Genomic DNA, 25,521 nt, shown 5'->3' with positions numbered 1-25,521 from the left:
TGCTGTAAATGGTGCCAACGGAGGAACAGCTTTCTCCAATGTTTTAATAAATGATACCTTAAATGGAGTCGCTGTTTTGGCTTCGCAAGTTGTCTTAACAACCGTTTCGGCTTCTAATGCCGGAATAACGCTTTCTGGTACTAATGTGATTGTGGCTCCGGGTACGCCTGCGGGAAGTTACACTTTGGTATACCAAATCTGTGAAATTATAAATCCAAACAATTGTGATACTGCCACCGTTAGCGTTACCGTTACTGCGCCTGCTATTGTCGCTAATGATGATACTGGAACTGCTGTAAATGGTGCCAACGGAGGAATCGCTTTCTCCAATGTTTTAATAAATGATACCTTAAATGGAGTCGCTGTTTTGGCTTCGCAAGTTGTCTTAACAACCGTTTCGGCTTCGAATGCTGGAATAACGCTTTCTGGTACTGATGTGATTGTGGCTCCGGGTACGCCTGCTGGTAACTATACATTGGTGTACCAAATCTGTGAAATTATAAATCCAACCAATTGTGATACTGCTACCGTTACTGTTACCGTTACTGCGCCTGCTATTGTTGCTAATGATGATGTTTTTTCAATCGAAAATTGTACTTCAGTAGGATTGTTAGGAAGTGTTTTAATAAATGATTCAATAAATGGAAACCCGGTAGTGGCTTCAGCGGTAAACATCTCTTTAGTTTCTGGACTAAATTCAAACATTCAATTGGATAACCTTGGAAACATCAATATATTAAATGGAATAATTCCTGGAACGTACGTTTTAACGCATCAAATATGCGAAAAATCAAACACTGAAAACTGTGATACTGCTGTAATAACAATAATCATTAAAGATAGTACTGCGCCTGTCTTTGCATCATTACCAGTGCAATCAACGATACAATGTAGTACTACTCCTGATTTTGCTCAAGCAACAGCTACTGATACCTGTAGTTCTGTTACACTAACATTTGTTGACGCAACGGTTCAAGGAAGTTGTATTGGTTCCTATACGATAACAAGGACATGGACCGCTACTGATTTAGCAGGAAATGCAACTACTGCTTCTCAAAGGATCAGTGTACAAGATACTAACGGCCCAACCACAACAACTGAGTTTGCATCTAATATTAATGTAAATTGTGATGCTATTCCTTTGAAACCGGAACTTATATTTACAGATAATTGTTCAACTGTTTCCCCCGCACTATTTACTGAAAAAATTACTAACAGCTCACTTAACTCCTACTCAATTGTCAGAGAGTGGTCTGTTTCTGATTCTTGCGGGAATGTTTCTAAATTTACTCAAATTGTGAATGTAACAGCATCAAATAACGCCACACCAATTGTAAGCTCTGCGTGTAATGGTGACTCTTCAACAATCAATATCTTTAATTTGTTACCCGAGGGAACTCTAATAAATGGAACTTGGACAGATGTTGATAATACTGGCGCATTGCAAGGAAATATCTTATCGCCTTTTGGTTTGACTTTAGGAAACAAAGTTTTTGAGTATCGAATTAATGACGAAATGTGTCCAAAAAGCATCCAGTTAACAGTGAATATTAACGATGATTGTATCGTTTTAGGATGTGGAAACATAAAAGTCCATAATGCTTTTTCGCCAAACGGAGATGGTATAAACGAAGTATTTGTAATCGATAATATTGAAAACACAACTTGCTACCAAGAGAATACGGTTGAAATATATAACCGTTGGGGTGTATTAGTTTTTGAAACAAAAAACTATAATAATCAAACTAATAATTTTGAAGGTATATCTCGTGGAAGAACAACTATTAGTCAATCTTCTGGATTACCTACCGGTACTTATTTTTACATCTTAAATTACAGTGCTATTAATGGGAATGGCAAAGTGGAAATCAAAAAATTAGACGGGTATTTATACCTTAGTAAATAATCTTGAATTAATTTAAAAATCGGAGGATTCTTTTTTGTCCTTCGGTTTTAAAAATGAATTAGCACTATTCTTTAACAAAAATAGAATTGACATTATCCTAAATACCCTTTTGAACCTTTTTTAAATAATTAGTTCAAACAAAATAAAAAAGCAACTATGAAAACAAAAATATTTTTAATCCTATTGATGTTTACAGCATTTACAAGTTATGCACAACAAGATGCTCAATTTGCACAATATATGTACAACACAATCAATATCAATCCGGCCTATGCAGGATCTAGAGGAGCATTAAGTATTTTTGCTATGCATCGCACGCAGTGGGTGGGTTTAGATGGTGCTCCTGTAACAAATGTAGCTTCGATTAATACACCGCTAAATAATAACAATCTAGGTTTAGGAATTTCTTTTATCAATGATAAAATTGGTCCCACCAATGAAAATACTATTTCTGCCGATTTTTCATATACCATACAAACCTCAAAAACATTTAAACTTTCTTTTGGCATAAAAGGTACCGCAAATTTATTCAATTTGGATATATCTAAATTAAATCCTGTAGATGCTTATCCTGTAGACCAAAGTATACAAAATATTGATAATAAGTTTTCTCCAAATATTGGTACAGGTGTTTATTTACATTCGGATAAAGCGTATGTAGGTTTTTCTATTCCTAACTTTATTGAATCAGACCGCTATGATAATAATGAAGTTGCCATATTCAAAGAGAAAATAAATTATTATTTAATTGCAGGATATATATTTGATTTAAATAGAACCATAAAATTTAAACCCGCGGTTCTGTCAAAATTTATTGAAGGTGCTCCTCTTCAAGTCGATATTTCAGGAAACTTTATATTTAACGAGAAATTTGTCGTTGGTATTGCCTACAGATGGAGTGCTGCACTTAGTGCTATGGTTGGTTTCCAAATTTCTGACGGAATGTATATAGGATATGGGTATGACAGGGAAACCACTCGATTAAACAACTATAATTCTGGCTCGCATGAATTTTTCTTGCGCTATGAAATCTTTAAAAATAATGGTAAAATTATAACTCCAAGATTCTTCTAAAAAAATTAGTATGAAAAATAATATACTCCTTTATACAATTGTAATAACTGCTTTATCTATTCATGGATACTCACAAAAAGGGGAAGTTACTGTAGCCGACAAAAAATATGACAACTATGCCTACATTGATGCCATAAAAACCTACGAAAAAGTAGCCGAAAAAAAATACAAATCGGCTGATATGTTTAAGAAATTAGGGAATTCTTATTACTTTAATGCAGAGTTAGAAAAAGCAGCCAGATGGTATGGAGAGTTATTTGCAATGAATACTATCGATTTAGAACCTGAATATTATTTTCGTTATGCACAGTGCTTGAGATCCATTGGTCAAAATCACAAAGCCAATGATCTATTAGAACTATTCAATCAAAAATCTGGAAACGATAGTCGCGGCAAGATTTTTATGAAAAATGTAAATTATCTTGACGCAATCAAAGCAAATTCCGGAAGATATAAAATCGAGGATGCTGGAATAAATTCTATATATTCCGATTACGGTACTGCATTTCATGCAAATGAAATCGTATTTGCATCGGCAAGGGACACCGGAAGTGTAGGCCAAAGAAAACATAAATGGACAAATCAATATTTTACCAATTTATATACTGCCAATTTAGGGGAAAATAGGAATCCGGGAAACCCTCTCCAGTTCGATACCCATATAAATTCTAAATTTAACGAGTCTACTCCTGCTTTCACAAAAGATGGAAAAACCATGTACTTCACCCGTAACAACTATCTTGATGGAAAAAAAGGAAAAGATGCTAATAAAATTACTTTAATAAAAATATATAAAGCCACTTTAGAAAATGACAAATGGTCTAATATAACCGAACTTCCTTTTAATAATGATAATTACAGTACGGCTCATCCTACACTAAGTCCAGATGAGAAAACATTATATTTTGTCTCGGATATGCCCGGAACTATAGGTCAATCTGATTTATTTAAAGTAATAATACACAATGACAAAAGCTTTGGCACTCCAGAGAATTTAGGTGCTGTGATAAATACTGAAGGTAGAGAAACATTTCCGTTTGTAAATGATGAGAACGAAATATATTTTGCATCAGACGGCCATCCTGGCTTAGGAGGTTTAGATGTTTTTGTTGCCGCTATAAATCCCAATGGAACTTTTGGTGAGATACAAAATGTGGGGGCAGATATTAATTCTCCAAAAGATGATTTTGCCTACTTAATTGATACAAAATCAAGAAAAGGTTTTTTTTCTTCCAATAGAGATGGTGGTTTAGGATATGATGATATTTATAAATTTTCAGAACTGAAAAAAATTATTTGCCAACAGTTATTATATGGTGAGATCACTGATATTGCTACAAAAGAATTCCTTCCGAACACTAAAATTACTCTATTTGACAATCATTTTAACATTGTAAATACAACCCTTTCAGATGATAAAGCTAATTATTTTTTTCCTGTTGAATGTGGTAAAACATATTACGTAAGGGCTCAAAAACCTGAATATACTGCAAAAGAACAAAAGATTACAATAGCTGATGAAAATGGAAAGACATACGTACCAATCGCATTAGAAGATGCAAAGTGCAAAGTAACCATAGGGGATGATTTAGGTAAATGTTTTAATATAAAAATGATTTATTTTGATCTGGATAAATCAAATATCAGGCAAGAGGCAGCTTTTGATTTAGAAAAAATATTAGATGTTTTAAATCAAAACCCAACGATGAAGCTTGATATTCGTTCTCATACAGATAGCAGACAAACGTTCAAATACAATGAAGCGTTATCTGACAGAAGAGCTAAATCTACTATTAACTGGCTGATAAAAAATGGAGTACATACAAGCAGATTAATTGGAAAAGGATATGGTGAAACCCAACTGGTAAACAAATGTGTAGACGATCTAGAGTGCACTGAGGAGGAGCATCAACTTAACAGAAGAAGTGAATTTATTATTACTGATTTATAAAAAAAATTATCAAAGTAGCTCCTACACTGCTAACTATGCTGCAACATTATCTTTATAGAAATAGGAACACAAAATGATGGTATTATTTAATTGCCCTGCTAACCCAAGCATCGTTCAAGCTGTCATAATTAATAGGCTGTGCCGGAGTTTGATTTTGTAATCTTCCTGAATCAAATCCTCGTACTAGTATAGTTTCTATTAAATAATCCTCGTTGACATAGTAGGGTTCGTATTTTGTTTTTAGATTAATGTCAAACATGCTTGCTGCAGTATTGGACCAAAAAGCTTTCCAGCCACTTTTAAGGTTTTTTACTAACTCATAAGTGGTAGTACCTGTTTGACGGTGAATTAACTTTACCAATATTTGACCTTGTTTACGAGATAGCTTTTTAAGTTTAGCTTCGAACTCCTCACTCAAATAACTTTCTACTATCTTAAAGTATTTTTTTTTCTCCTTATTTGTTTTAAGGTTTGCCATTCCTTTATTAAGAATCGTCAATCGCTCCGAAGCTAGTTTTGCATAAGGATACGTTTTATAAACCCGACTTTGAAGTAATAAAAATTGCTTTCTTGCTTCGGGATCTGTTTTTCCCTTGTATATTATTATTTCTGGTAATTGAATGGTGTCATTAAGAATCAATTCGTCATCTTCTAACTCATGCCCTATTTTTGTAGTATCCTGCGGCATTACCTGTGCATTAACAGACAAAGTTATCAATAGAAAAAACAACAAAAATTTAATTAGCTTCATATTAGGAAAGTTTAATTGCCAAAATTATACATTATATACGCAACTGTAATGCCAAATTTATAATTTAGCAAAAAAATAATTTTATGAGCACAAAATCAATATTAAACAAGTCGTCACTTGAGTTTTTAGAAAACTATCTTAATAATGCTTCGCCTACCGGTTATGAAAGTGGTGGACAAAAATTATGGATGGATTATTTAAAACCTTACGTTGATACTTTTATAACAGATACTTACGGCACAGCGGTAGGAATTATAAATCCGGATGCACCTTATAAAGTAGTAATTGAAGGTCATGCAGATGAAATTTCATGGTACGTAAATTACATTACAGACGATGGATTAATCTACGTGATCAGAAATGGTGGTTCCGATCACCAAATAGCACCTTCAAAGCGCGTCAATATTCATACTAAAACAGGAATTGTAAAAGGTGTTTTTGGCTGGCCTGCTATTCATACACGAATGAGAGACAAAGAAGAAGTAGCTAAAGTTAACAATCTATTTATTGACATTGGTTGTGAAACCAAAGAACAGGTTGATAAAATGGGCGTTCATGTAGGTTGTGTGATTACCTATCCTGATGAATTCATGATTTTGAACGAAAATAAATTTGTTTGTCGCGCGATTGATAATCGTATGGGTGGGTTTATGATTGCCGAAGTGGCTCGTTTGCTACACGAAAACAAAATAAAACTTCCTTTTGGATTGTATATTACGAATTCAGTTCAGGAAGAAGTAGGGCTTCGCGGTGCCGAAATGATTACCAAAACCATCAAACCGAATGTAGCGATCGTAACCGATGTTTGTCATGACTCTACTACTCCAATGATTGAAAAGAAAATTGAAGGAGATACAAAAATTGGTAAAGGTCCTGTAGTTACTTACGCTCCTGCTGTTCAAAATAATTTGAGAGAATTAATTTTAGAAACCGCCATGGCAAACGAAATTCCGTTCCAAAGATTAGCTTCATCTCGTGTTACGGGTACTGATACCGATGCTTTTGCGTATAGTAATGGCGGCGTAGCTTCTGCATTAATATCGTTGCCGTTGCGATATATGCACACCACGGTTGAAATGGTGCATCGTGACGATGTTGAAAATGTGATTAAATTAATTTATGAAACCTTATTGAAGTTAGAAAACGAAGAAACATTCTCTTATTTCAAATAGTTTTAGGAGCTAATCCCGCTATCCGTTTTAAATGAAATTCACTGAACTCAAATAAAAATAAAAGTATAGTGAAGTAATCTTTTCCTTTTTAAAGTAAAAAGGAAAAGGATTTCCACTTTTATCGGGGCTAAAAACCGCAATTCATAATTATGAATTGCGGTTTTGCATTTATCTTTTAAAAAAACAATTATCTATTGGCTAGATATTCCAAAACATTTTTCTCTATTCTTTGATCTATATTGGTGATATCTGCTTTTACAAATTTCTCTCCTAAGATATTTTCATATAATTCAATATATCTTTCAGAAACGGTTTGAATGTATTCATCCGTCATATTAGGAATTTGTTGTCCTTCTAATCCTTGAAAACCATTTTCGATTAACCAACGACGAACAAACTCTTTCGATAATTGTTTTTGTTCCTCACCTTTGTTTTGGCGTTCCTGATATCCTTCAGCATAAAAATAACGAGAAGAATCCGGCGTATGAATTTCGTCAATCAAGACAATTACCCCTTCTTTGGTTTTTCCAAATTCATATTTGGTGTCAACCAAAATCAAACCACGACTGGCTGCAATTTCAGTTCCCCTTTGAAACAAATCTCTCGTGAATTTCTCTAAAACCACATAATCTTCTTCAGAAACAATTCCTTTCGATAAAATATCCTCACGAGAAATATCAGCGTCATGTTCGCCATTATCCGCTTTGGTAGTCGGAGTAATAATAGGTTCCGGGAATTTATCATTTTCTTTCAAATAGTCAGGCATTGTAACTCCGCAAATTTCTCTTTTTCCAAGAGCATATTCTCTGGCAGCATGACCAGAAAGATAGCCCCGAATGACCATTTCTACTTTAAAAGGGGCACATAAATGCCCTACCGCCACATTAGGATCAGGAGTTGCAATCAACCAGTTAGGAACAATATCCTGCGTCAGCTCCATGAATTTAGTAGCAATTTGGTTTAGAATCTGACCTTTATATGGAATTCCTTTTGGCAAAACTACATCAAAAGCCGAAAGCCGATCCGTAGCTACCATTACCAAAAGTTCATCATTGATATTATATACTTCTCTTACTTTACCGCGGTAAACAGATTGCTGGTTTGGAAAATTAAAATCAGTAGTTGTGATGGTGTTGCTCATTATACTAGTTGTGTGTGTTTTTGTTCTTGCAAATTTAAAACTATTTCATAGAGTTTTGCAAAGAAGCGAACTCATAAATTTAACTTTTATCTCTAAAATTATTTTTTAAGCAACGTATCGTTGAATAAGTTTAAGATTCGGCCGTATTCGTCAACCCAAGAATAGGTTTCTTTAAAACCATGTGCCTCCACTGGAAAACTGGATAAACTCCATTTTTTCTTCCCTAATTCGATAAAACGCTGAGACAAACGAACAATATCTTTGTACTCTACATTATCATCTACCATTCCGTGAAGCATCAATAAATCGCCTTCTAAATTATCTGCAAAATAGATTGGAGAACTTTTTTTGTAAGCATCCGGATCCGTTTCTGGAAAATTAAGAATATTTCCAGTATAACCATGATTGTAATGCGCCCAATCTGTAACGGAACGCAATGCAGCTCCAGAAGCAAACTCTTTTGGAGTAGTTAACATTCCCATCAACGTGATGAAACCGCCGTAAGAACCGCCATAAATCCCAACTCTTGTCGCATCGATTCCATGATTTTCAACTAGGTATTTCTTTCCGTCAATTTGATCTGTTAAGTCCTTCCCGCCCATAAAACGGTAAATTCCTGTTCTAAAATCACGTCCATATCCATCGCTGCCTCTATAATCAATATCTAAAACAGTATAGCCTAAATCGACCAATAAATTATGAAACATGTATTCTCTGTGGTAGGTACTCCAATAGTTATGCGCGTTTTGCAAATAACCGGCACCATGAACAAACAAGACAGCTGCTTTATTCGCATTGGCAGTTTGCGGCTTATACAATCTCGCATTTACGGGAGTTCCATCCTGCGCTTTGAAAGTAATCACTTCCGGTTCACGCCAAGAATATCCTTTGAAACTTTCCGATGTTGAAGCCGTTATCTGATTTAAGTTTGTATTCTTTTTATTAGGCGCTACATACAATTCCCAAGGTTTATTTTTATACGAGTAACGAATCAATAAGGTGCTTTCGTCTGGAGACAAACTCACTTCATGAGCACCATCTTTAGTCAAAATTGGCTGTAAAACCATATTTGCCACTTCTAATTTATAGAAATTTCTGTTTCCGGGATGCGTGGTTGTTGTGGTTAAATAAAAAGACTTTTTATCTTTTGCTAAACTCACGTTGCGCACTTCCCAATTTCCTTTAGTCAGTTGAGTTTTCTTTTTTGATTTTAAATTATAGCTGTACAAATGCGAATAACCAGTTTCTTCGGATTGAAAATAAGCAGTTTCATTGTCTCCCAAAAATCCCAGCGTTCCTCTTCCATACGAATTAGAAGGAATTCCGGGCCCGCCAATCCACGCTTCATCATGTTGATGGTCTAATTCCTGAAAAGTTCCTTTCTCTAAATTTAAACTGACAATCCATCGGTCTTTATTGTCCTGGCTTCGTATTTCACTAATTGCATACGAACCATTTTCATTGTAAACAGGTTCCTGAACTACAATCAATTTATTCTTTTTTTCTGTAGTTTTTGATTTTTCATACCATTCAAAATACTTAGGAACATCCTGAATATGACTTAATGTTGAAAAATTTACGAAATAAACAGAATCTTTAACAATGTTATAGACTCCAAATTTAGTTGCCAACAAATTATCTACAGAAACTTTCTCCTTTGTATCTTCAATTTGGTTGTAGCCATCAGCAGTTATGAAAAGTTCCATTTTTTCACTTTTACGTTCTGAATCTTCTATTAATCTGAAGGTGGCAAAGTTTCCTTTTGGATCCACTTTTAAGCTTCCAAAGGTATTTTTTCCATAATAATAAGGCTTTGGAAAATCAGATTTTGTAGTTTTTGATTTTGCCAAATTCCATTTTTTCAGTGCTTCCTGATCTCTGACAAATTGGAATAATTCTGCTTGTTGGCTTTTCAAAAAAGATTCTTTATCTGTGGCTTTCTCATCTGATTTTCCTTTACGAAAGTTTGTGATTTGAATGATAGAACCTTCATTGGTATTGAACTGAAAAAGATTTTCGTTTTGCCTGAAATAAAGCACTCCTGGTACAGAACCCATTTGCAAATTAGCAATTGGACTGCTTTGTTGGTACAGTTTTTTCGAGATTTTACTTTTTACAGCATACGAAAATAATCTTCCTTTATCGATGTAATAATATAAATCTGGATTAGTTGTTTTTTTAAAATCTAGTTTTGAAAAAGCAGCTTCATCTGGAGAAGCTAATTCTGGTTTTGTTAATCCATTTTTCCAAAAATAAGTACTTGTGCCCAACTCATTGTTTGGATTCCAATCAAAATACACTTTCTGACCATCTAAAGACCATCTTTCATTTTCAGGGGAAACACCAATAAAAGTGTTGCCTTTCATGATTCCTTCCAGTTTTAGCGTTTGACTTTGAATTGTTATGAAAAACAAGATACAGATAACGAAGATTATTTTTTTGTTCATTTGGTTTTAGTTTTTTTTGAAAATGGAAAAATATGGTTAGTTAAAAACATTAATTATTCAATAATTCTTGCGCTATATATTTGGCGACTCCGTCATTATCATTAGTTAAAATTACCTCTAAATGAGACAATTTATTTTTCAAACTATCAGGTGCATTCCCCATCACTAAACCTTTACCGGAAGAATTAAGCATCTTTTCATCATTGTAGCCATCACCAAAAGATAGTGCTTGCTGAAAAACAAAATTTTCCAGTTCCAAAATTTTGGCAATCGCAACACTTTTATCTACGGATTTGTCCATAAATTCCAGGCAAAGCGGAAGACTAAAAGCATGGCTAAAAAGTCCGGTATGATTTTCTAAAATTTGATCTCTTAATTCGATTAATTTTGAATGTCGATCGTGCGTAAAAAATACTTTTATAGCACTCAAATCCTCTAAGTTTTCAAAATCAACGAGTTCTGGATGATAATTTACTTCTGGTTGAAACTCATTTAATTTTTCATTGTGCTTGTTCGTTTGCCAAACATTTTCTCTGAATAATACGGTTGTAATTTCAGGATCAATATCTAAAGACAAGACGGATTTAACGGCCTCACTTTCCATATTATAAGAAAAAATTAGCTCTTTTTCAGGAGAATGTATCCGTGCTCCATTTGAAGTGACTAAATAAACAGGAACATCCAATCCTGCTACAATAGGCATTGCATCCAGATGATGACGACCAGTTGCTATAATTATTAGGTAATTTTGATTATGGAGTTCTTGAAAAACAGTTTTGGTGTATTGGGATATTTTGTGATCTGAGTTGAGTAACGTTCCGTCTAAATCGCTTATTACGACTTTTATTTTTTCTTGTAGCATCTTTCGGTTTTCACTGTCATTTTTAATATTTCCAAATTTATTCAATTTTAAAGAGAAACGCAAAAATTTATAAAAAGTTTAGGTTAACCTTTCTTGACGATATTTTGATAAATATAGCTATTTATTTGTTGTATTTTAAATAAAACAAATAGAAAATGATTGCTATCTTTGTAAAAAATAAATTTCAATACCATGAATGCAAGTCAAAAAGAATTAATAAAAGCAACTGTGCCAATTTTAAGAACAAATGGAAATGATTTGATAACCTATTTTTACCAAAGAATGCTATCCAATAATCCAGAGTTGAAAAACATTTTTAATATGGCAAATCAAGCTAGTGGAAAACAACAAAATGCTTTAAGTGGAGCTGTACTTGCTTATGCTGAAAACATAGAAAATCCTACTGTTTTGATCAATACGTTAAAATCAATTGGAAATAAACATGTAAGTTTAAATATTCAACCAGAGCAATATGATATTGTTGGAAACCATTTAATCGGATCGATAAAAGAAGTCTTAGGTGATCTCGCAACAGTAGAATTAATTGAAGCCTGGACCTGTGCTTACAATGAATTGGCTCAGATAATGATTAGTATTGAAGCTGAAATGTACCAAAAAACAATTAATAAAAAAGGAGGATGGAATGGCTGGAGAAACTTCATAATCTCTAAAATTGTAAAAGAAAGCGACGAAATTAATTCATTTTACCTTAAACCGGAAGACAACAAAGAAATTGCTGATTTCTATCCGGGTCAATATATATCTGTGAGTACGTATATTCCTGAATTAGGTCATAAACAGCCTAGACAATATAGTCTGTCGTCTTATTCTAATAATGAATATTATAGAATTTCAGTAAAAAAAGAAATTAGTCAAAACACATCTCCCGATGGTATTGTTTCCAATGCTTTACATAACAAAAAGGAAGGTGACAGTATCGAAGTTAGTGCACCAGCGGGGGTGTTTTTTGCAGATCCAGACGCAAAAAATCCTTTAGTACTGGTTAGTGGAGGTGTTGGACTTACTCCTATGATGAGTATGGTTGAAACCAATAAAAATTCACTTCAAAAAAATAAAACAGTTTGGATTCACAGTTGTCGCAATGAAAATGTTCACGCGTTTAAAGATACTATCGAGGAATTAAACAACGAAAATGAGTGGTTAACTTCTTTCGTTTTTTATGAAACTTTGCCCGAATCAGAAACAAATGCTATCGAAGGAAGAATTGATTTGCAGCAAATAAAAGAAGAAATCCTTATTGAGGATGCAAAATATTATATTTGCGGACCGGCTATTTTTATAAAAGTTCAATATCAATCTTTGGTTGCACTTGGCGTAAATAGAGAAAATATTCTGTATGAAGAATTTGGCCCTCAATTATTAAGCCTTAATTAGTAAATTTTAATATGAAATTGAATCACTTTACCGATTTTAGTATGCGCGTTTTGATGTATCTAAATCAAAAAAAAGATACTCCACAAAGTTCTCTAGATGATTTAGCGACTACATTTAAAATCTCGCGAAACCATCTTATAAAAGTGGTTCAATTTTTATCGGCAAATCAATTAATTCTCACCAAAAGAGGAAAAAATGGCGGAATAGTGATTTCTGAAAAAGCAAGAGAAATTCGATTAGGCGATTTGATTCACCTATTAGAACAAGACGATACGCCCATCGTCAACTGCGATTCAAAACCTTGCATCTTTCAATCACACGATTGCAAACTAAAATCATTGTTCAATACCGCTTATCAAGCTTTTATTGAAAGTTTAAATCAGTACACACTTTCTGATATAGAATTCAAGAATTGGAGTGCTATGTTTCAGGATTAATAAAAAAAATTACAAAAGGAGGCTTTTTCACAAAGCCTCCTTTTGTTTTAATCATTATTCTCAATCATTTTGTAGGCATCAATTACTTTTTTAACTAATCGGTGTCTCACAATGTCTTTATCATCCAGATAAATGATTCCGATTCCCTCAACGTCTTTTAAAACCAATAAGGCTTCTTTGAGTCCGGATATGGTTCTTCGGGGTAAATCGACCTGACCTGGGTCTCCAGTAATCATGAATTTAGCACTTTTTCCCATACGGGTTAGGAACATTTTCATTTGAGAATGCGTTGTGTTTTGGGCTTCATCCAAAATCACAAAAGCATTATCCAATGTTCTACCACGCATAAATGCCAATGGTGCTATCTGGATAATTCCCTTTAAAATATAATCTTCCAGTTTTTCGTTGGGTAACATATCGCGTAAAGCATCGTAAAGTGGTTGCATATATGGATCTAGTTTTTCCTTCATATCTCCTGGAAGAAAACCAAGGTTCTCCCCTGCCTCTACCGCTGGTCTTGTCAATATAATGCGTTTGACTTGCTTTTCTTTTAGCGCTTTCACTGCCATAGCAACTCCGGTGTACGTTTTTCCTGTACCGGCAGGTCCTACTGCAAAAACCATATCATTTTTTTCCATGGTATCCACCAACAATTGCTGATTGGGAGTCATAGGTTTGATGATTTTACCACCTACACCATGCACTAAAATTTTATCCTGTCCTTGAAATTTTTTGTCTTCCTGAACATCACCACGAATAACACGCTCGATTACATTATTATCAATGTTATTGTATCTTGAAAAGTGCACCATTAATCGTTGAAAACGTTTTTCAAAGTCGTCTAAAACTTCTTTTTCACCAAAAGCTTTTAAGGTTGTTCCCCGGGCGACAATCTTTAATTTTGGATAATATTTTTTAATTGTTTCAAGATGAGTGTCTTGAGCGCCCCAAAAGTCTGTTGGAGCGATGTCTATGAGCTCGATTATTCTTTCGTTCAAATGAGGTAGTTTTTAAATTAAATTAAGTAAATCAATAAATTTGTTATCAATGCGAATAATTGTAGTATTAATTTGAATTTGTCTTTTGTTTTTTGCTTTTTTGAATTTACTATTATTAGCTTTGCGTTTCTCAAATTTAATGAAAATTAGGTTTACAAAACACCAATAGTTATAAACAAATTTATGTCAATAATTACCCTAACTACCGATTATGGCTTGAAAGACCACTTTGTAGGTGCGCTGAAAGGGAAAATTTTGTCTGAGTATTCCGAAGCTGTAATTATTGATATTTCACATGATATTGATCCATTTAACACGTTAGAAGCTAGTTATGCAATTAGTGCCTCATATGCTAGCTTTCCAAAAGGCACGGTTCATCTCATAGGTGTGGATATAGAAGCCAATAAGGAAAACCAACATATTGTGATGCAATGGAATGATCATTATTTTATTGCTGCTGATAATGGTATTTTAAGCATGCTTTCGCAAAAAATTGTTCCGCAAAAAATGGTGGCAATCAATATTCATGATCGTTTACCGAGTGATGCGGCTGATCTTGATGTGTTTGTAAAAGTAGCCTGCCATTTAGCCAAAGGGGGTTTGATGAACGTCATTGGTAAAGAAATACACACTATTAAGCAAGTTACAAATCTGCAAGCCACTATTTCGGATGATGGGAATTCATTAAAAGGTCATGTGATTTACATTGATCATTTTGGGAATGTAATTACAAATATCACTAAAAAATATTTTATTGAAGTCGCCAAAGGAAGGGCGTATGAAATTGTTTTGAAAACTAAAAATATCAAAACAATTTTGCCCAATTATTCCGCAATTGCCAGTTCCGATAAATATCCGATTAAATCGTATGAAGGAGAAAAATTAGCCATTTTCAATGAAGCCGGTTTTCTTGAAATTGCAATTTTCAGAAGCAATCCTTCTAAAGTAGGTTCAGCGAATAGCTTATTGGGATTGAATTATAGAGATATAATAAATATAATATTCAGATAGCAGTGTTCAGTAATCAGTTTAAAAATCTAAAATCTTTAATCTAAAATCATAAATCTAAATGTTTGTACGAATAGTAAAATTGAGTTTTCACGAGGAAAATATTCCTGCTTTTTTAGAAAATTTTGAATTAATGAAAGATAAAATACGAAATGCGCCCGGTAATCGTTTCTTAGAATTGTATCAGGACAAAAACAACAAAAGCATTTTCTTTACCTATAGTTATTGGGAAACCGAAGCCGATTTAGAAAATTACCGAAATTCCGAACTTTTTTACGATGTTTGGACATTCACCAAGAAATTATTCAACGACAAACCAGAAGCGTGGAGCGTGGATAAATTAGTTACTTTGGTTTAAAGTTTTTTAGTTTAAAGTTGAGCAACGTTAAACTAAAAAAACTTTAAACTTTAAACAAAAAATAAAACATGAAATCAATAGTTTTACGAGAGATAAAATCCTTTTTCGGTTCGCCCATCGGCTACTTAGTTATTGCCATTTTTTTAATTATTAATGGATTGTTTCTTTGGGTTTTCGAAGGAGATTATAATATTTTGAATACCGGATTTGCTGATTTGACTCCGTTTTTTACCTTAGCGCCATGGATTTTGATATTCTTGATTCCTGCAGTAACCATGCGCAGTTTTTCGGATGAAAAAAAACAAGGAACAATAGAATTATTGCTGACGAAGCCATTGAGTATTTGGCAAATTGTAAACGGAAAATTTCTTGGTGCTTTACTTTTAATTGTCATGGCAATTATTCCAACCTTCATCTATGTAGCCGTTATTTCGAGTTTAGGAATGCCGGAAGGCAATATTGATATGGGAAGCACAATTGGTTCTTATTTTGGATTATTATTCTTAATTGCAGCCTATTCTGCCATTGGGATATTCACTTCAACATTGTCGGATAACCAGATTGTGGCATTTATTATTGCCGTATTTTTATGTTTTTTCTTCTATTTTGGGTTTGAAGGGTTAGCTGCTGTTGTTCCAAATGTATCTTCCATAATCGCGTCATTAGGAATGCAAGATCATTTCAAAAGCATGAGCCGAGGCGTATTAGATACCAGAGATATTCTTTATTTTACCAGTATAACCGTTGTCTTTCTTTCATTTACTGTTTATAATCTAAAATCTTTCAAATCGTAATGACTACTTCTAAGAAAAACAACCTAAAATCAGTATTGATTGTCCTTGTCCTTGTAGTTCTTGCGAATGTCATAGGAAATTCCTTTTTTCATCGTTTTGATTTAACAAAAGACAACAGATATACTCTTTCTCCTACTTCTTTGACTATCGTAAAGCAAGTCCAAAATCCGTTGTCTATAAAAGTATATATGCAAGGTGATTTACCGGCTGAATTCAAGCGTTTACAACAAGAAACAAAACAATTACTGGAAGAATTTCAGGCCTATAACTCCAATATTGTTTTTGAATTCGTAGATCCATTGGAGAATGATGACGCCAGCATGGACAATATTAAAGACTTGTATCGAAAAGGGCTTACGCCAATAAACATAACCGTTGACGATAAAGGAAAGCAATCTCAAGCGATGGTTTTCCCGTGGGCCACAGCCGTTTATGACAATAAAGAAGTTAATATCCCCTTGTTGAAAAATATTATGGGAGCTACAACTACCCAAAAAGTCATTGGATCTGTTCAGCATTTGGAATATTCTATTGCTGAAGGATTGAATAAAATTACCAAAGCCAAACAAAAGAAAATTGCTGTTATCAAAGGAAACGGTGAATTGCAAGATATCATGATGGCTAAATTTCTTTTGCAAGTGCGCGAAAGTTACCATATTGGTCCTTTTACTTTAGATTCGGTTGCCAAAAATCCGATTGGAAGTTTAGAAGCTTTAGAAAAATATGACTTGGCAGTTATCGCTAAACCAACTGAAACGTTTACCGATGCGGAGAAACAAGTTTTGGATCAATTTATCATCAACGGGGGAAAAACATTATGGTTGATTGACCAAGTTACGGCTGAAATGGACAGTTTGTACAATGCTTCAGGAGCTACTTTAGCGTATCCAAGAGATCTAAATTTAAATGATATGTTCTTTAAATACGGCATCCGAATCAATCCTGATTTAGTAAAAGACGAACAGGGAAGCCCCATAAAACTAGCCACTGGAGAACAAGGAAGTGCGACACAATTTCAGGAATTCAACTGGAAGTTTGCGCCACAAGTGTATCCAAATAGTGTACATCCGATAGTTAAAAATTTAGGAGGAATCAAATTTGATTTTGCGAATCCAATCGATACTTTGAAAAATGGAATTAAGAAAACTATTCTGTTGGAATCGTCTCAATATTCGAAAAAAATAGGAACTCCAACAGAGATCAACCTGAATAGTGTTGCCGAAGAAACTTCGCCAAATGATTACTTGAACAAAGGAAAGATTCCGCTTTCTGTTTTATTGGAAGGTTCGTTTCGTTCTATGTTTGAAAATCGAGTGTTACCATTTAAACAAAAAACATTTCAAACGACAGGAAAAGAGAACAAAATGATTGTGATTTCGGATGGAGATTTGATAAAAAACCAATTGGATAAAAACTTTCAACCCGTAGAATTGGGTTATGACCAAAGGTCTGGAAATTTGTATGATAATAAAGATTTCCTGATAAATTGCGTGAATTATTTACTCGATGATACGGGACTTATTAACATTCGAAGCAAAGATCTTGATTTACCTTTGTTGGATAAAGAAAAAGTTTATGAAAACTATACCCGAACACAAATCCTAACTATCGGGCTTCCAATTCTTATTTTGGTACTTTTTGGGATCTTATTTACTTTTCTTCGAAAAAGAAAATACAGCAAATAGATGTTAATAAAAAAGTTTCGAAACTAGAATAGTTTACGATATATTTGTAAAATGTAACGTATTTCGAATTTAGAGAAATACCTTAAAAAATAAAACAAAACAGATGAAATTTATAGTATCGAGTTCGTACTTATTGAAGCAATTACAGGTTTTAGGTAACGTTATCAACAGCAGTAATACTTTGCCTATTTTAGATAATTTTTTATTTGATTTAGACCATAATGTGCTAACAGTTTCTGCTTCTGATTTAGAGACAACCATGTCTGCTACTTTAGGAATTGATTCAGAAAGTAAAGGAAGCGTTGCTGTGCCTGCAAAATTACTTTTGGAAATCCTTAAAACGTTCCCTGAACAACCCTTAACTTTTACAGTTGAAGAAAACAGTACGATAGAAATCAGTTCTAATTCTGGTAAATATGCTTTGGCTTATGCTCCTGGAAATGAATTTCCAAAATCGGTTAACTTAGACGACCCATCTGTAACGCTTGTTCCTGCTGATGTTTTGGCAACTGCTATAAGTAAAACTATATTTGCGGCCGGAAACGATGATTTACGTCCGGTAATGTCTGGTGTATTTTTTCAGTTTTCGCCACAAGGATTGACATTTGTTGCAACTGATGCACACAAATTAGTAAAATATGCGCGTACCGATGTAACCGCCTCTCAGGTGGCTGATTTCATCATGCCAAAAAAACCTTTGAATATCTTAAAAAATATTCTTGGTACTTCGGATGCTGAAGTAAAAATTGAATATAACGATTCGAATGCTACTTTTTCTTTTGATAATTATGTTTTAATGTGTCGTTTGATTGATGGAAAATATCCAAATTACGAAGCAGTAATTCCAAAAGAAAATCCGAATAAATTAATGATTGACCGTTCTCAATTTTTGAGTTCTGTACGTCGTGTTGCTATCTTTTCGAATAAAACTACACACCAGATCCGTTTGAAAATAGCAGGTGCTGAATTGAATGTTTCTGCTGAAGATATTGACTATTCAAACAAAGCCGAAGAAAGATTGACTTGTGATTATCAAGGTGATGATATGCAAATAGGGTATAATTCTCGTTTCTTAACTGAAATGTTGACTAACTTACAATCGGATATGATTATGCTTGAAATGTCATTGCCAAACAGAGCCGGAATTCTAACTCCTGTTGATGGATTAGAAGAAGGTGAAACGGTAACGATGCTTGTAATGCCAGTAATGTTGAACAGTTAATTCAATTTAAAATACGCTATTAACCAAACCATTTTTATATTTAAAAAACCGTCTCGATTAATTACGAGACGGTTTTTTTGCTTATTCACTATGAATAAAATAAAACTTTGTATTTCCTTTTTTTATTGATTCTTTCGCATCTTTATGATTTTTTTCAAATGTTTCTAAATTAGTTCCTTTACAAATTCCATAAGAATAATGATATTTTAGAATTTCAAGATCTTTCGTTCCAAATTCTTTTTTATCTGATTTACAAATTGAAAAGTAACTATTGCAATCTGAATAATCTAGTTCTTGATAAAAATAACCTAAAGATCGTATAAAATTAACTTTCAAAGTAGTTAATATCTGCTCTTCATTTAGATTTTTTTTTGCGTTAATTTTTAATGAGCAACTATAAATATTTTGTTTGTTATTCCATAAAAGATAATATCCGTCATTCCCTTTAATTCTTATATCTAAATTGACATCATTGGTATCGTCTATAGAATAAATTAAATAGTTTGATTTTTCTTTATCTTTTACCACTGTAATTTTTAGTGAATCAATTTCGTTATCAAGATAATGAATAAATTTACTAAGCTTTTTACTATTATATTGGCTAACTGATTTGTCAAAATAAATTTTTACTTCATCTTTCCAAATTTTCATTCTTGGTTTTAATCTCTCTTCTTTTTTTTGATATTTTTTATTGAAAACTAATTGTTTATAGCGTTCTAAAAATATAGAATCTTTTTCTTCATACAAAACTTTTACTCCTTTCTCATCATATCCATTAATAATGATTAATGTATCACTCTTGACAATATTAAAACCAATTGAATCTATAACTTTATTACCACTTTTTTTCAATGATTTATAATTTTTGTATTCCATGTAAATAACTTTACTATGCAAATTCAACTGATTGTGCTGAGAAAAAATTGCCGAGGTGAAGGCAAATAACAAAAATACACATATATTTTTTTTCATAAATTTTATTTTTCTTTTGAATTATGAAAGTAATAATTTAAATTAATTCATTTTATTTTTTTTAATATTTTTTTAGAAAAATGGATTTTTAAATCACTCCCATTTTCTTCATCAGGAAAGTAGCACTTCTATTTTTACAAATTCCGTCCCGAAGTTTGTAATCAAAATGGAGTTCATCATTGATAATCTCTACTTCAAAACATTTGTTGGTTAATATATTTGGATATTCATTGGTTGTCAGGCAAACTTCGATATCGTGCGTTGCAATAGCTCCAACGGCTTTCTTACCAATTACTTTTTTGACCACTTCAATTGTTCCGTTGCGTTTATCATCTGAATTGGTACCACGTAATATTTCGTCCAATAAAACAAATGCCGGTCTATTTTCCAATTCGTCCATAATCTGCTTTAAGCGTTTGATTTCGGCAAAGAAATACGATTCGCTATCGGACAACGAATCAGATAATCGCATGGAAACTAAAACGGGTAACGGATGTACACTAGCCTGACGAGCACAAACCGGCGAACCTATTCCTGACAAAACCATATTGATTCCTAAACTTCTTAGAAAAGTACTTTTACCAGACATATTAGAACCCGTTAAAATCATAAACGATTCGGGATGAAAACGCACGTCATTTCCTATTCTAGTTTTTTCATTTAATAAAGGATGGCTTAAATCCTTGAAATCTATTTCGAAATTGCTGTTTAATGTTGGATATACAAACTCCGGATTGTTATACGAAAAATTGGCCAAACTGTTCAACATTTCGAATTCACCAATAACTTCCAACCAATTTTCTAAAGCTTGGGCATGATCTTTTTTCCATTGAATTAATGATTTTAAAACATGTAAATTAAAAAGGAACGTTCCATTGAATACGATAGCCGTAACAAAATTTGAGATACTGTCCATATTAGAAAACAAACCGGCTAACTGTTTCAAATGCACGCTGGCATTTTCTTTTTTGAACATTAATTTTTGCTGTAAATCGATTAATTTTTTCGACTGAAAAGATTCATTTTCTATTTTTTGCAACAGTAAACTATATTGATGAATGGTTTTATCTATATTCGTAGAATTAGCAATTTCTGCCTGGATACGCTTCATAAACCGACCCAAAACAATTAAATTAAATACAAATAAATACGATAAAACGGAAGCAAAAACAGTAGTCGAAGTTACTAAATAGGCAATCAAAACTCCCAGAAAAAGAAGTGGTGAAAAATAAGAAATGAAAACACTCATTTTAGCCAAGGGCGTACTATTAAATGTACACCACTTGAGCAGAGTCTCATAATTCGATTGATTGTCATTGCTTATTTTGGCGAAAGCCAAAAATTCCTGACGCCAGTCTAATTTTTTGGTTAATTCTTTTACCGCTTGATGATTTCTAAGAATCTCTTCATTGGGCAAAATTGATAAAAGCTGGTTTGCGAATGTTTTTTTACCAATAAAAGTAGCGATTCTATTCAAGTTTTGGAACAAAGAATGCTCGCCAAAAATATCTAAATCATAGGCATACGGATGGTGAAAATCATTGAATTCCTGTCCGTTTTCAAAAGGGATTTTATTTCTTTCCAGGTAGGAAATTTCATTTTCATTAATATCAAGTAAGGCTTGATTGACATGTTTTTCGAAAACTAATTTAGAATGAATGCGCATAAATACTACGAATAGTCCAAAAAGAAAAATGGCGGCAATTATGAAAATAATTTCGCTGTTTTTGATGTAGTAATAAATAGAAACCAAAAAAAGTACAATAGAAAGAAGTCTTAAAATACTTATACTATTGTACTTTTTATTGATTGCTGTCAATGCTGTTGAAAAGCGTATCTTTTTTGCTTTGTATATTTCCATAATTCAATTAATGAATTGCAAATATAACGAAATAGATTACTTTGAAGGCTAAATTAAAAGGCAATGGCGATGCCGCACTATATAGAATTCAAGATTTCAATTGAATTAAAACTGAATCAATCAATAGGAATCGCTAAAATTGGGATATCAAAATTCGTAGCTATTTTTTTTGTTAAACTAGGTTTGAAAATCCCTTCAAAAAAACCTCTTTTATACGTAAGCATAGTCAGTACATCAATTTCTTTGTACATTATAAAATCCAGAATTGTTTCTTTGACTTCGTCACTATTGATCACAAAAAACTCAACGGGTTCATTAATAAATTCTTGCTCCCAAGCAGTTACTGTATCATTTGAAACATCGGAATCACTAGTTTTTACATACAAGCATTTTACTTTAGCTTTCGTTTTTTTAGCGATATCTAACACCATTTTCAATGCTTTTTTATCTTTAGTTCTAAAACGGGTTGTAAATCCAATAATTTCTGTTTTTTTGAATTTTGCTTCTAACGGAACACACAACATAGGAATATCTATTCCAGAAATAACAGCACCTGTATTGGTACCCATAAAAAAAGCTTCCCATCCTGTAGCTCCTGAAGTACCCATGATCACAAAATCTATTTTATCTTCTTTAATTGATTTTTTAATATTATAAAGCAAATTCCCATCCATGAGCCTATGAGACATTTTTATTTTGTCCAAATGCCGCTCATCGGCTATGGCGCGCAATTTTGGGATTTCATCTTTAAACATATCAAATTGAGCTAAGGCCAAGGAATCATAAATGACGGCGTAATTTTCGGGAAAAAACTGATTGTCATAAATGGGCAATTCAAAGGTGTGCAATAAAACGAGTTCGCCCTGAACTATTTTTGCAAATTCTAAAGCATGTACAAAAGCATTAGTAGCCACTTCAGAAAAGTCGGTTGGAAATAGAATTTTTTTCATTTTATCTTTTATTAAAATAATTGATTTACTAAAATAAATTATTGGTGTCTTTACGTAGTCAAATCAGAATATTTTTATTCATGAATAGCAAGAATGGGTACATTGATATGAAATGCTAATTTTTTTGAAAGACTAATTTCGAAAAGTTTCTCAAAGAAATTTCTGTGATACACATGCATTGCAATCAAATTAATTTTATGCAAATCGATAAAATTTAAAATAATTCCTTCTACATCTTCTCCTTTAATGGAGTAAAATGTAACTCCATTATTTTCTACTAATACCTTCCAATCTTCTCTACTGTCCTCTTTAACTTCATGATGCGGAGACTCGACACGCAGGCAATCAATATGTGCTTGAAATATTTTGGACAAAGACAGAACTCTTACAAAAGACCCTGTGTCCTCCAATTTATATTGCGTAATGAACAGTATTTTTTCAATAGGATGATATGTACAATGCTCCGGTATTGCCAAAACTAATGCTTTGACATCATTCATTACTTTTGTGGCTATCGTACCGAAAAAAGTTTCCTTTATACCAGTGGCGCCTTTAGTACCCATAACTACGAAATCAAAATTTTCATTCTCGGTTATTTTTTTAATTTCGGGAACCAAATTTCCCAAAATCAAAACATGGCTTATTTTGATATGACCTAAATTATTTGCTTCCGCAATTTTTCTTAAAAGTGGCACTTCATCTTTATAATTTTCAAAATTACTGAGTTCTGTAACCTCATAAATTTCATGTAAATACTTAGAAACATTAACATAATTGGCTTGTGAAAATTGGTACACATGCATTGTAACTATTTCAGCATTAATAGATTCTGCCAATTTCAATGCATAGATAAACGCATTTTTAGACACTTCCGAAAAGTCGGTAGGAAATAAGATTTTCTTCATACTATAGTTAATTTATTGCAAATTAATTATTTATATAAATTTACAAAACAAAAAACAAAATAGTATGATAATTATCACTTTGGCTAATTTTTAACAAAAAATAACCTTAATGGTTTAGTACAAGAGACTTGTAGCCATGTCAAATTTACTTACTTTTACACCAAATTGACTTTAAATATGATACCTCACGATTCCATAGTGGCACTGGCAACTCCTTCGGGAGCGGGTGCTATAGCCGTAATTCGGATTTCCGGACAAGATGCCATTGCTATTGGAAATTCTGTTTTTAAATCCATCAAAAACAAAGAATTAACAACCCAAAAAACGCATACGTTACATTTAGGGCATATAATGGATGGTTCCAAAACTTTGGATGAAGTCCTGGTCTCCATTTTTAAAGGACCAAATTCCTATACTGGCGAAAACACGATCGAAATTTCCTGTCACGGTTCTACTTATATACAACAACAAATTATTCAATTATTGCTTCGAAAAGGCTGTCGAATGGCAGATCCTGGCGAATTTACGTTGAGAGCATTTCTAAACGGAAAACTGGATTTGTCCCAAGCAGAAGCTGTTGCCGATTTAATTTCATCAGATAATGAAGCTTCACACCAAATTGCAATGCAGCAAATGCGTGGCGGTTTCTCTAATGAAATAGCAAAATTAAGAGAAGAACTCTTGAATTTTGCATCACTAATCGAACTCGAATTGGACTTTGCCGAAGAAGATGTAGAATTTGCTGACCGAACCCAATTTCATGAATTACTGAACCGAATCGAATTTGTCCTAAAACGATTAATCGATTCATTTGCCGTAGGAAATGTGATTAAAAACGGAATTCCTGTAGCTATTGTGGGCGAACCCAATGTAGGTAAATCGACACTTTTGAATGCTTTATTGAATGAAGAGCGCGCCATTGTTTCGGAAATTGCGGGAACGACACGTGATACCATTGAAGATGAGTTAGTGATTGGCGGCATTGGTTTTCGATTCATTGATACGGCTGGAATTCGGGAAACGGAAGATGTGGTAGAAAGCATCGGGATTCGTAAGACTTTTGAAAAAATTGAACAAGCGCAAGTTGTCGTTTTTCTATTTGACAGTTCCGAGTTTAAAGTTTCTGGTTTAAAGTTAAAAGTGGAACTGGAAAAAATTAAAAACCAGTTTCCGTTGAAACCTCTTGTAATCATTGGTAACAAAGCCGATAAATTAGAAGAAAGTGAAATAGGAAATTTGAAATCAGAAATTCCTGAAATCTTACTGATTTCTGCAAAAGAGAAACTAGGCGTTGAGGATTTAAAAAATCAATTACTTTCATTTGTCAATACCGGAGCATTACGAAATAATGAAACAATTGTAACGAATACCAGACATTACGATTCCTTATTAAAAGCGTTAGATGAAATACAAAAAGTAAAATTTGGTCTTGAAACGAACTTGTCCTCCGATTTGATGGCATTAGATATTAAGGAAGCTTTGTACCAATTTGGAATGATTACGGGACAAGTAACTAATGACGAATTGTTAGGGAATATTTTTGCTAATTTCTGCATCGGGAAATAAAAGCACTTTCTTTAACTTTACTTTGCTTTCTATTAGTTGACTCCCATTGATTTAGGAGTATTTTTA

General features: G+C 33.1%; 21 protein-coding genes (1 of these 21 running past the window's edge). 12 read left to right on the top strand and 9 right to left on the bottom strand.

What is annotated here, in order from left to right; translation table 11 throughout:
* The 3 genes from EKL96_RS05340 to EKL96_RS05330 form a co-directional block, all read left to right on the top strand.
* On the top strand, window positions 1-1,906 hold the final stretch of the coding sequence (locus EKL96_RS05340; RefSeq protein WP_126459215.1) for a gliding motility-associated C-terminal domain-containing protein. It extends 4,025 nt beyond the left edge of the window; only the last 1,906 of its 5,931 coding nucleotides appear in the window; the start codon falls outside the window, past its left edge; its stop codon occupies window positions 1,904-1,906.
* Between the two features lie 156 nt (window positions 1,907-2,062).
* Window positions 2,063-2,980 carry a type IX secretion system membrane protein PorP/SprF gene (locus tag EKL96_RS05335; protein ID WP_126459212.1) on the top strand — a complete coding sequence of 306 codons (918 nt, stop codon included), beginning with the start codon at window positions 2,063-2,065 and terminating at the stop codon, window positions 2,978-2,980.
* 10 nt (window positions 2,981-2,990) lie between these two features.
* On the top strand, window positions 2,991-4,931 hold the full coding sequence (locus EKL96_RS05330) for an OmpA family protein (RefSeq protein WP_126459209.1): 1,941 nt from the start codon (window positions 2,991-2,993) through the stop codon (window positions 4,929-4,931).
* 82 nt (window positions 4,932-5,013) lie between these two features.
* On the opposite strand, the gene EKL96_RS05325 is transcribed toward EKL96_RS05330, so the two are convergent.
* The gene (locus EKL96_RS05325) at window positions 5,014-5,682 is read right to left on the bottom strand and encodes a DUF4294 domain-containing protein (RefSeq protein WP_126459206.1); all 669 of its coding nucleotides are present in this window, start codon (window positions 5,680-5,682) and stop codon (window positions 5,014-5,016) included.
* A gap of 83 nt (window positions 5,683-5,765) precedes the next feature.
* Here EKL96_RS05325 and EKL96_RS05320 point away from each other — a divergent pair, with 83 nt between their 5' ends.
* Complete coding sequence (locus EKL96_RS05320) at window positions 5,766-6,854, top strand: M42 family metallopeptidase (RefSeq protein ID WP_126459203.1); 1,089 nt, start codon at window positions 5,766-5,768, stop codon at window positions 6,852-6,854.
* 187 nt (window positions 6,855-7,041) lie between these two features.
* Here the strand turns inward: EKL96_RS05320 and EKL96_RS05315 are convergent, their stop codons facing one another.
* The 3 genes from EKL96_RS05315 to EKL96_RS05305 form a co-directional block, all read right to left on the bottom strand.
* Entirely contained in the window at window positions 7,042-7,995 is a 954-nt protein-coding gene (locus tag EKL96_RS05315) for a phosphoribosylaminoimidazolesuccinocarboxamide synthase (protein WP_126459200.1), read from the bottom strand.
* A 98-nt stretch (window positions 7,996-8,093) separates the two neighbouring features.
* Window positions 8,094-10,442, bottom strand: coding sequence for a S9 family peptidase (locus EKL96_RS05310; RefSeq protein WP_126459197.1), 2,349 nt, complete (start codon window positions 10,440-10,442; stop codon window positions 8,094-8,096).
* A gap of 49 nt (window positions 10,443-10,491) precedes the next feature.
* The gene (locus tag EKL96_RS05305) at window positions 10,492-11,349 is read right to left on the bottom strand and encodes a Cof-type HAD-IIB family hydrolase (protein WP_317125134.1); all 858 of its coding nucleotides are present in this window, start codon (window positions 11,347-11,349) and stop codon (window positions 10,492-10,494) included.
* Window positions 11,350-11,496: 147 nt separating this feature from the next.
* On the opposite strand from EKL96_RS05305, the gene hmpA reads away from it, so the two are divergent.
* Window positions 11,497-12,699, top strand: coding sequence for an NO-inducible flavohemoprotein (gene hmpA, locus EKL96_RS05300; RefSeq protein ID WP_126459194.1), 1,203 nt, complete (start codon window positions 11,497-11,499; stop codon window positions 12,697-12,699).
* Window positions 12,700-12,710: 11 nt separating this feature from the next.
* The gene (locus EKL96_RS05295) at window positions 12,711-13,136 is read left to right on the top strand and encodes an Rrf2 family transcriptional regulator (protein WP_126459191.1); all 426 of its coding nucleotides are present in this window, start codon (window positions 12,711-12,713) and stop codon (window positions 13,134-13,136) included.
* Between the two features lie 47 nt (window positions 13,137-13,183).
* On the opposite strand, the gene EKL96_RS05290 is transcribed toward EKL96_RS05295, so the two are convergent.
* Entirely contained in the window at window positions 13,184-14,134 is a 951-nt protein-coding gene (locus EKL96_RS05290) for a PhoH family protein (protein ID WP_126451687.1), read from the bottom strand.
* Between the two features lie 183 nt (window positions 14,135-14,317).
* Between EKL96_RS05290 and EKL96_RS05285 the strand changes: the two genes are divergently transcribed.
* From EKL96_RS05285 to dnaN, 5 genes are all read left to right on the top strand, one after another.
* Window positions 14,318-15,145 carry an S-adenosyl-l-methionine hydroxide adenosyltransferase family protein gene (locus EKL96_RS05285; protein ID WP_126459188.1) on the top strand — a complete coding sequence of 276 codons (828 nt, stop codon included), beginning with the start codon at window positions 14,318-14,320 and terminating at the stop codon, window positions 15,143-15,145.
* A gap of 58 nt (window positions 15,146-15,203) precedes the next feature.
* Entirely contained in the window at window positions 15,204-15,500 is a 297-nt protein-coding gene (locus EKL96_RS05280; protein WP_126459184.1) for a putative quinol monooxygenase, read from the top strand.
* Between the two features lie 68 nt (window positions 15,501-15,568).
* On the top strand, window positions 15,569-16,294 hold the full coding sequence (gene gldF / locus EKL96_RS05275; RefSeq protein ID WP_126459181.1) for a gliding motility-associated ABC transporter permease subunit GldF: 726 nt from the start codon (window positions 15,569-15,571) through the stop codon (window positions 16,292-16,294).
* Window positions 16,294-17,979, top strand: a complete 1,686-nt coding sequence (gene gldG / locus EKL96_RS05270) for a gliding motility-associated ABC transporter substrate-binding protein GldG (RefSeq protein WP_126459178.1) — start codon at window positions 16,294-16,296, stop codon at window positions 17,977-17,979. The genes gldF and gldG overlap by 1 nt, the downstream gene beginning before the upstream one ends.
* A gap of 103 nt (window positions 17,980-18,082) precedes the next feature.
* Window positions 18,083-19,201: a DNA polymerase III subunit beta gene (gene dnaN / locus EKL96_RS05265; protein ID WP_126459175.1), complete on the top strand. Its 1,119-nt coding sequence runs from the start codon at window positions 18,083-18,085 to the stop codon at window positions 19,199-19,201.
* A gap of 81 nt (window positions 19,202-19,282) precedes the next feature.
* Here the strand turns inward: dnaN and EKL96_RS05260 are convergent, their stop codons facing one another.
* From EKL96_RS05260 to EKL96_RS05245, 4 genes are all read right to left on the bottom strand, one after another.
* Complete coding sequence (locus tag EKL96_RS05260) at window positions 19,283-20,173, bottom strand: hypothetical protein (protein WP_126459171.1); 891 nt, start codon at window positions 20,171-20,173, stop codon at window positions 19,283-19,285.
* An 88-nt stretch (window positions 20,174-20,261) separates the two neighbouring features.
* Window positions 20,262-22,034 carry a MutS-related protein gene (locus tag EKL96_RS05255; protein WP_126459168.1) on the bottom strand — a complete coding sequence of 591 codons (1,773 nt, stop codon included), beginning with the start codon at window positions 22,032-22,034 and terminating at the stop codon, window positions 20,262-20,264.
* Window positions 22,035-22,150: 116 nt separating this feature from the next.
* Window positions 22,151-22,984 (bottom strand): universal stress protein, encoded by an 834-nt coding sequence (locus EKL96_RS05250; RefSeq protein ID WP_126459165.1) that lies wholly within the window; start codon window positions 22,982-22,984, stop codon window positions 22,151-22,153.
* 74 nt (window positions 22,985-23,058) lie between these two features.
* Window positions 23,059-23,889, bottom strand: a complete 831-nt coding sequence (locus EKL96_RS05245; protein WP_126459162.1) for a universal stress protein — start codon at window positions 23,887-23,889, stop codon at window positions 23,059-23,061.
* A gap of 177 nt (window positions 23,890-24,066) precedes the next feature.
* On the opposite strand from EKL96_RS05245, the gene mnmE reads away from it, so the two are divergent.
* Complete coding sequence (gene mnmE, locus EKL96_RS05240; RefSeq protein WP_126459159.1) at window positions 24,067-25,455, top strand: tRNA uridine-5-carboxymethylaminomethyl(34) synthesis GTPase MnmE; 1,389 nt, start codon at window positions 24,067-24,069, stop codon at window positions 25,453-25,455.
* The last annotated feature ends 66 nt before the right edge of the window (window positions 25,456-25,521 follow it).

Origin of the sequence: Flavobacterium sp. LS1R10, from assembly GCF_003968825.1 — a bacterium.
Classification (GTDB): Bacteria; Bacteroidota; Bacteroidia; order Flavobacteriales; family Flavobacteriaceae; genus Flavobacterium.
Note: the sequence above shows the minus strand (reverse complement) of the source record. Positions and strands in the feature narration are given on the sequence as shown.